General features: G+C 49.8%; 8 protein-coding genes. All 8 read left to right on the top strand.

The window, feature by feature from the left end; translation table 11 throughout:
- A partial coding sequence (locus tag Q0460_RS09090; RefSeq protein ID WP_299086441.1) for an LptF/LptG family permease occupies positions 1–958 on the top strand: 958 nt, incomplete at its 5' end.
- Positions 959–1,003: 45 nt separating this feature from the next.
- Entirely contained in the window at positions 1,004–2,494 is a 1,491-nt protein-coding gene (gene lysA, locus Q0460_RS09085) for a diaminopimelate decarboxylase (RefSeq protein WP_299086440.1), read from the top strand.
- Complete coding sequence (locus Q0460_RS09080; RefSeq protein WP_299086439.1) at positions 2,491–2,931, top strand: hypothetical protein; 441 nt, start codon at positions 2,491–2,493, stop codon at positions 2,929–2,931. Before lysA ends, Q0460_RS09080 begins: the two co-directional genes overlap by 4 nt.
- The gene (gene pheA / locus Q0460_RS09075) at positions 2,915–3,991 is read left to right on the top strand and encodes a prephenate dehydratase (protein ID WP_005869547.1); all 1,077 of its coding nucleotides are present in this window, start codon (positions 2,915–2,917) and stop codon (positions 3,989–3,991) included. The genes Q0460_RS09080 and pheA overlap by 17 nt, the downstream gene beginning before the upstream one ends.
- Positions 3,991–5,100 carry a histidinol-phosphate transaminase gene (gene hisC, locus Q0460_RS09070; protein ID WP_299086438.1) on the top strand — a complete coding sequence of 370 codons (1,110 nt, stop codon included), beginning with the start codon at positions 3,991–3,993 and terminating at the stop codon, positions 5,098–5,100. Before pheA ends, hisC begins: the two co-directional genes overlap by 1 nt.
- A complete protein-coding gene (dxs, locus tag Q0460_RS09065; RefSeq protein ID WP_299086437.1) occupies positions 5,090–6,922 on the top strand; it encodes a 1-deoxy-D-xylulose-5-phosphate synthase in 1,833 nt (610 codons plus the stop codon). Before hisC ends, dxs begins: the two co-directional genes overlap by 11 nt.
- Positions 6,923–6,987: 65 nt before the next feature.
- Positions 6,988–7,398, top strand: coding sequence for a Fur family transcriptional regulator (locus Q0460_RS09060; RefSeq protein ID WP_299086436.1), 411 nt, complete (start codon positions 6,988–6,990; stop codon positions 7,396–7,398).
- A 48-nt stretch (positions 7,399–7,446) separates the two neighbouring features.
- Entirely contained in the window at positions 7,447–8,865 is a 1,419-nt protein-coding gene (locus tag Q0460_RS09055) for a CHAD domain-containing protein (RefSeq protein WP_299086435.1), read from the top strand.
- The last annotated feature ends 6 nt before the right edge of the window (positions 8,866–8,871 follow it).

Below are 8,871 nucleotides of genomic sequence, written 5' to 3'. Positions count from 1 at the left end.
AAGCGTCATCGCGTCATCCCCGCTCAGTACGGCAAAGTCGGGATGCTTCGATTTATATATCGCCCTAACGGCCGCAGTCGCGCTTAGCTACACGCTGCCGCTAAGTCTTATTTTTGCGCTTATTTTGATGGGCTTTAATATGATCCGTAGCAACGAGCTGGTGAGCTTTTATGCGCTTGGAGTTAGCAAAAATGCTCTGATAATCCCTCCATTTTTGATCGCACTTGCGATTACTGCAGGCTTTATAGCTTTAAATTCCACCCCGTTTGCATACGCGCTAAAATTTCAAAAGAATTTAACCGATTTATCGCCTACGGGGGGAGATATGTTTTTGAAATTTGAGGGTAAATATATCTACATCAAAGCTCTAAACGGTAAAAACGCAAATGATATAACGATCTTTGATATGGGTGATAACTCCGTTGCTTCGCGCTCGAACGCAAGCTCTGGCGAATACGCAGGTAAAATTTGGCATCTACGCGACGTAAATACCACGACTTTACCAGCGCAGCTTAAGCTTGGAGGGAGTGGATTAAGAAGTGAGTTTAGCGCGCAGAGCGAGGCGCTTAAGGGCTTTGATCCAAGCTCAATTGCAAGCGTTTATGATACGAGTAATGTATATTCGATCAGGGATGCTTTGCGTTCGATCCGCACCTTTTCGCATCAAGGCGTGAATATCTCCACTATAAAAGCAAGTCTTTATAATATGATATTTTTTCCGTTATTTGCACCTTTGGCGGTATTGGTTCTGTATTATTATCTGCCTGTTACGGGGCGATTTTTTAATCTCGCGCTACTAAGCTTTGGATTTTTTATCGCTACGCTATGCGCTTGGGGCGTGCTTTTCGTGTTGATTAGGTTTTCTCTCAACGGCGTCATCATCCCAGAACTTGGCATTATCTTGCCCATAACAGCGCTATTAGGCTTTGCAGCATTTTTGGTTTTTAAGCATCGTTAAGCCTTGATTTGTTAGAATGGCGCAAAATTTATCGGTGGAAATTCTATGGATTATTCAAGCTTAGCCCGCAAATACGGCACTCCCTTATACGTTTACGATTTTAACGAGATACAAAAAAATTTTATAGCGCTCAAAGAGGCCTTTGCCGCGCGCAAGTCGCTCGTCTGCTTCGCGATTAAAGCAAGCTCGAATTTGAGCATTTTAAAATTTCTATCAGATCTGGGTAGTGGCTTTGACTGCGTCAGCATCGGCGAGCTGCGCCGCGCTCTGTATATCGGCGCAAAGAGCTATAAGATCATATTCTCGGGCGTCGGTAAGCAAGACAGCGAGCTCGAGTTTGCGCTGGAGTCGGACATCTTGCTGATAAATTTAGAAAGCGAAGCCGAGATGCTGCGCCTGGAGCGGATCGCGCAAAAGCTAAATAAGCCCGCTCGCATCAGCATCCGCGTAAATCCGAATGTCGATGCTAAGACCCACCCCTACATCTCCACGGGGCTAAATGAGAACAAATTCGGCGTCAGCATCGAGACCGCGCGCAAGATGTATATCTACGCCAAAAAGAGCAAATTTTTAAACCCCGTCGGTATTCACTTTCACATCGGCAGCCAGCTTACAGACATTTCGCCGATTTGCGACGCCGCAAAGATCGTAAGCGATCTGTTGCGCGAACTGCGAGCCCTTGAGATCGATATAAAATTTTTCGACGTGGGCGGCGGCATCGGCATCCGCTACGAGGATGAAAAGCAGATCGTACTCTACGACTACGCGCAAGGAATTCTAAAGAGCCTAAGCGGTCTAGATGTCACGATCGTGTGCGAGCCCGGACGCTTCATAGCAGGAGCTTCGGGCGTCCTCCTTACCCGTGTGCTTTACGAAAAACAAAACTGCGGCAAGCGCTTCGTCATCGTTGACGGCGCGATGAACGATCTCATACGCCCGAGCCTCTACGGCGCGCACCATAAAATCGAGCTTGTAAGCGAGCAGAATTTCGCCTGCGAAAGCTGCGCGAGCCAAAACGACACCGAGAATTCTACGGCACGAAATTCCTCTCAGCAAAGCGGCATTACGCAAGATTTAGCCGAGAATTTTACGGCGCAGAATTCCACGTATAGCAAAGCTTTCGGCATCGAGGCTAAGTCCGCTTCAGAGGATTTCGCACCGCAGAATTCCACGCCGCAAAACGGCGTTTCACAAAGCTTGCAAGGAAATTTCGCGCTACAGAATTCCCCTAATCTAAGCTCTGCCGTGGATAATTCTGCGCCGCAAAGCTCTGCCCAGAGCTTAAGCCTCTGCGACGTCGTGGGTCCGATATGCGAAAGCGGCGATTTTTTGGCCAAAGGCGTTAGCCTTCCTAGCCTGCAAAGCGGCGATCTGCTCGCGATCAAAAGCGCCGGCGCCTACGGGTTTTCGATGTCGAGCAACTACAACACCCGCCCCCGCGCCGCCGAGATCGCGGTTTACGACGGACAGGATCGCCTGATTAGAAAGCGCGAGAGCTTTGATGAGCTAATCGCGCTCGAAAAGGATTTCGTATGATCCGCGCGGCGAGCCGTCTAAAACGTGGCGCAATTTTAAATTTCAAATCCGAGCGCGCTGCGGCTTTAAATTTCAATGCCGCAGCAAGCGCGGTCTTAAATTTTAAACGCACCGCCGCTTTAAATTCCGAGCCTAAATGCGTCCCTGCTTTAAATTTCAGATCCAAACAAAATGCGCCTCTAAATTTTACGGTAAAACGAAGCTCTATTTTAAATTTTAACCGCGCCCCTTTAAATCTCAGATCCCGCTGCGACGAATTTTATCGCGCCTTTTTGGCGCGCGGAAGTTGCGGCGTAGCTGTACTAAGCGATGAAATTTTAAGTTCGCGAGGTCAAAATTTCAAAGCGTGCGGCAAAAGAAGCGGCGTGAAATTTCTAAAATTTGCGCCGAAATTTGAGGGCGAGCAAAAGGAGGGCTACGATGCAAAACATCGATGATCTGCGCGTTTGTATCGATAGGCTGGATGATGAAATTTTGCGCCTTATCGACGAGCGTATGGGGTTTGTCAAAAAGATCGGCGAGCTGAAGCAGACCGCGGGCAGCGCAATCTACCGCCCGGAGCGCGAGCGCTCGATCATCAGCAGGCTGGACGGCGGAAAGGCGCGAAATCTAAGCAAAGAGGCGATCGAGGCGATATTTTTTGAAATTTTCTCGGTTTCGCGAAATTTAGAAAAGCCCCAGATAGTCGCGTTTTTGGGGCCTTTCGGCACCTATTCGCACCAAGCCGCCAAGAGCCGCTTCGGCGCGGTAAGCTCCTACCTGCCGCTCTCAAACATCGAGGCGGTCTTTAAGGAGCTTGATAGCGGCGAGGCCAAATACGGCGTCGTGCCGATCGAAAACAACACCGAAGGCGCGGTGGGAGCGACGCTTGATTGCTTGCGAAAATACGAGGGCGTCAAGATCGTCGCCGAAATTTATATGGATATCCACCACTGCTTTGCGAGCCACTGCGACGACGTAAGCACAGTGGATCAGATATTCTCGCATCCGCAAGGATACAATCAGTGCCTTAAATTTCTAGACGATCACGGCCTTAGCGGCGTTAAATTTACCGCGACCAAATCTACCGCGCTTGCGGCGCAGATGGCGGCTGCCACGCCACACTCTGCCGCGATCTGCTCCAAGATCGCCGCCGATCTTTACGGCGTGCCGATGATGTTTCAAAAGATCGAGGATAACTCTGCCAATCGCACGCGATTTTTCGTGCTGAGCGACTTTAAAAACCAAAAGAGCGACCGCAACAAAACGAGCATCCTAGCCAAAACCGACGATCGCCCGGGCGGGCTCGTGGACTTTTTGCAGATGTTTCGCAACGAGGGGATAAATTTAACCAAACTCGAAAGCCGCCCTGTTAAGCTTAGGGATTTTAAATGCGTCTTTTATGTCGATTTTGAGGGGCACATCGACGACGAGCGCGTGGCGCGTGTGCTGCAAAACGCGCAGAAAAACGGCCACGAAATCACATGGCTGGGAAGCTATATAAACGGAGGGGAGTGATGAAATTTAATGAATTCGTAGAAAATCTAAGCAATTACGAAGCGGGCAAGCCGATCGAGCTTGTGGTGCGGGAGTTTGGTATCCGCAAGCAGGACGTGCTAAAGCTTGCCAGCAACGAAAATCCCTTCGGCACTAGCGAGGCGGTGCAGGAGGCGATCGTGCAAAACGCCGCCTGTGCGCATCTTTACCCCGATGATTCGATGTATGAGCTAAAGGACGCGCTCGCCTCGAAATTCGGCGTAGAGCCACAAAATATCATCATCGGCGCGGGTAGCGATCAGATCATCGAGTTTGCGCTGCACGCCAAGCTCAATTCGCGCCGCGCGATACTGCAAGCGGGCGTTACCTTTGCAATGTACGGCATCTACGCAAGCCACTGCGAGGCTAAAGTTTACAAAACGAGCGCGCAGGAGCACGATCTAGCTGAGCTTTTAAAAATTTATAACGCGCACAGGGATGAAATTTCGGTCATCTTTTTGTGCGTGCCGAACAACCCGCTAGGCGAGTGCTTGGATGCGGAGGCTGTGTATGAGTTCGCTCGAAGCGTGGATGAGAACACGCTTTTGGTGATCGATGCCGCGTACAACGAATTTGCGGCGTTTAAAGATGAGCGCAAAAAGCTCGATCCGAAATTTTTAATTCAAAATTTTAAAAACGTGCTCTATCTAGGCACCTTCTCGAAGGTCTACGGCCTGGGCGGTATGCGCGTAGGCTACGGTATCGCGCTGCGGCAAATCATAAGCGCGCTTTATAAGCTGCGCCCGCCTTTTAATATCACGACGCTTAGCCTCGCAGCGGCGATTGCGGCGCTAAAAGACGAAGCTTTCGTGCAAAAGAGCCTGCAAAACAACGCCGCGCAGATGAGCCGCTTTGAAGATTTTGCGCGCGAGCGAAATTTGGAATTTATCCCTAGCTACGCAAATTTCATCACGTTTAAACTTAGCCCGCCGATAGATAGCAGCGAGCTTTGCGAGCAGCTTCTGCGCCGCGGCATCATCATTCGAAATTTAAAAAGCTACGGGCTAAACGCCGTGCGCATCACGATCGGCACACAGGGGCAAAACGATCGCGTCTTGGGCGCTTTGGGAGAAATTTTAAGTGGATATTAAAAATAAAAGCCTGGAGGAGCTGCGGGAGCTTTGCACGCAGATCAGAGCGCGCATCATCGAAGTCGTGAGCAAAAACGGCGGCCATCTAAGCTCAAATATGGGCGCGGTCGAGCTCATCGTGGCGATGCACTACGTATTCGACGCCGCGAGCGATCCGTTTATCTTCGACGTAAGCCATCAAAGCTACGCGCACAAGCTTCTAACGGACCGCTGGGAGGAGTTCGGCTCGCTTAGGCAGTTCGGCGGTATCAGCGGCTACACAAAGCCTAGCGAGAGTAAATTTGACTACTTCGTGGCGGGGCACGCCTCGACGTCGATCTCTTTAGCCGTGGGCGCAGCAAAAGCGATAAGCCTAAAGCGCGAAAATCGCGTGCCGGTGGTGCTCATCGGCGACGGATCTATGAGCGGCGGCATGACTTATGAGGCGATGAACGAGTTAGGTGATCTACGCCTGCCCTGCATCATCATCCTAAACGATAATAAAATGAGCATCAGCAAGCCTATCGGCGCCTTTAGCAAATACCTAAGCCAAGCGATGGCGGGCGAAACCTATCAAAAATTTAAATCCCACGTAAGAGAGCTGCTATCCCACGCTCCGCAAAGCGCGACATATATGGCAAAGCGCTTTGAAAATTCCTTAAAGCTCATCATCCCGGGGATGTATTTTGAGGAGCTTGGGCTTGATTACATTGGTCCCGTGGACGGGCATAATTTAGAGGATCTAATATCGGCGCTAAAGACGGCAAAAAGCGCGCGCAAGCCGGTCGTCGTGCACGCTCAAACGATCAAAGGCAAAGGCTACGACAAGGCCGAGGGCTATTTGGAGAGCTGGCACGGCGTAGGGCCTTTCGATATTCAAAGCGGAGAATTTAAGAAAAAATCTGCCGCCAAAAGTGCCACGCAAATTTACGCCGAGGCGCTTTTAAGCTTAGCCGCCAAGCATGAAAACGTCGTAGGCGTTACTGCCGCGATGCCAAGCGGCACCGGCATGGATAAGCTGATCGAGAAATTTCCCCACCGCTTCTGGGACGTAGCAATCGCCGAACCTCACGCGCTAAGCTCGATGGCTGCGATGGCGCGCGAAGGCTTTAAGCCGTACGTTACGATATATTCGACCTTCATGCAGCGCTCTTTCGATCAGATCGTCCATGACGCGGCGATTATGAACTTAAGCTTAGTCCTTGCGATGGATCGCGCGGGCATCGTGGGCGAGGACGGCGAGACGCACGAGGGGGTCTTTGACGTGAGTTTCTTAAACGCGATTCCAAACGTCAGTATGTGCGCGCCGCGAGACGAGGCGAGCTTTAAACGGATCATCGAGTACTCCTACACGCACGAGGGGGTTTTAGCGATCCGCTATCCGCGCGGAAGCTTTATCTTGGGTTGCGACGAGACCAGCGCACCTGCAGTAGAGCTTGCAAAATCGGTGTTTCTGAAGCGCAGCGATAGCGCGCGAGTGGCGCTCATCGGCTACGGAAACGGAGCGGGCAGAGCGTATAAAACGGCTGAGGCGCTAGAGGGGCAGATTGAAGCGGACGTCGTGGATCTAGTCTTTGCAAAGCCTTTGGACGCCGAGTTTTTGCAAAATTTGGCTCGCAAAGATAAAATTTGGTACGTCTTTAGCGACAATGCCAAAAAGGGCGGCGTCGGTGAAATTTTAAGCGCATTTTTGCAAGAAAATGAAATTTCGGACGTAAAGATCGTAAGTTTCGAGTTTGGCGATATGTTTTTACCGCACGGCAAGACCGCCGACGTGGAGCGCAGCTTGGGCTTGGATATCCAAACTCTAACCGAGCGAATATTAAGTGATAAAAAGTATTAGTTAATATCAACTTTGTTTAAAGTAAAATTTGATAATATCACTTTAAAATTTTTTGAAGGACAAAAATGAGCCACGTAGAACTACTCAAAACCTGCGGTTTGAAAGCAACTCCGCAAAGATTGTGTATCCTAAAGGTGCTCGATCGCCACGAGCATCCAAGCATAGATGACCTGTATGAGGGGATCAAAGAGGACTATCCATCCATTTCACTGGCGACGGTTTATAAAAATTTAAACACCCTACTTGACGAAGGGGTCGTGATCGAGGTGAACGCACCGAATAAAAAGAGCCGCTACGACATTTATCAGATGCCGCACATTCACGTCGTATGCGAAAAATGCGGCAATGTCACGGATCTTTTCATGGACGATGCCTTTAATAAGGACGTTTTGAAAAACATCGAGCGCAAAGCGGGCAATTTCATCCGCAAGCTAAATATCACGGCTACGGTCGAAGACTGCGAAAAGTGTAGATAGTTTAAAGAATTTTCTGCTATTATTACCCACTTTATTTTTGGAGCGGGTATGCAAACTAAGCGTAAATTTTTATTGAGCGACGATTCGATTCTGCGGACGCTAGAGCGTGCGGGGTTGAAATGTCGCAAGGTAAAGATCGCTTGGTTTTATACTTCGTTCTATCCCGAAATTTACTACATCCGCCAAAACGACGAATGCTCTTTGCATCACAAAAAAGAGGATCTCGACAGACAAACTCTAAATTTTAAAATTTCAAAAGATGATTTCAAAGAGGCTTTAAAAAGCAGGATCGCCCGCGTCGTGCAAAAGAGCCGCTACGGCTTTGCTAACGACGAGGCGGAGTTTTGGCTAGAGCTTTACGGCGGCGAGCTAAGTACGCTCGTGATTTTACGAGCGAAATTTCAAAGCGAGGCGGCGAGCGCAAATTTTGATTTTACAAAAACCTTCGGCAGCACCGATTTTTGCGAGATCACCGACGATTACCGCTACAAAAGCCGCTATCTGGCGCGCTACGGCATCCCGCCGCGCTCGCTTGATTTCGCGCACGCCCGCAGCGTTTTTGAAAAATTTAGCCGAGTTAAATTTCTCGCGCCGCCCTATGCGGACAGCGTCAAGCTCGCGCGTTTGGCGCTTGAGCTAGCATGGACGAGGGCGTGCGGCGCAAAAAGCGAGTATCAAAAAAGCCTAGCCCCCGAAGCGCTTCACGAGCTGCGCGTGCAGATCCGTAAATTTAGAGCCGTTTTGAAACTATCCGCGCCGCTTTTCGAAGCTGAAAAAAAGGATGAAATTTTAAAACTGCTCGCAGAATTTATGAGCCGCACCAATCAGCTGCGAGACCTTCACGTTTTTGCGGAGTTTTTAAAAGCCGACGACGCGCCTGTGAGCTTTTTGCAGCAGCTAAATCTTATCGCAAAGCGCTCGGAGGATAAAATTTTAGAATTTCTCTCTAGCGCGGAATTTACAGATTTAAGCGGCGCTATTAGCGGCTTTTTAAACGGCGCGGACGGCATCTACGCACGCAGCGAATATGAAAAAATTTCAAAAAAGTTCGCCTCCGCCCGCCTTTGCAAGTTGATTAAAAGCTTGCGCGCGGAGCTAAAAAATTTAAAGCAAGGTTCATCGCTGCAGGCATTTCACGACGCGCGTATAGGGCTAAAGAGGCTACGATACGCGCTTGAAATTTTTGCAAGAAGCTTTGATGAAGGCTGCGTCAGGGAACTGTTTAAGCGCGCTAAGGCCGCCTGCGAGGATTTCGGCGCGCTGCAAGATATCAGTGTGTGGCAAAATTTTATCGCGATCTATCAAAAAGCAAGCGATAAAAGCGGCGTCGCGTTTGCGTACCTGCTGGCTCTGGACGCCCGCTTAAACGACCGCCGCGCCGAGCTGGAGGAAAAAATTTTAAATGAAAAAGAGCCTCTTTTGCGCGCTCTGAAAAGATCGCTGCGCAAAATCAAAGCATACGAATAAGGAAAG

This window comes from uncultured Campylobacter sp. (genome assembly GCF_937980635.1).
Lineage (GTDB): Bacteria > Campylobacterota > Campylobacteria > Campylobacterales > Campylobacteraceae > Campylobacter_B.
Note: the sequence above shows the minus strand (reverse complement) of the source record. Positions and strands in the feature narration are given on the sequence as shown.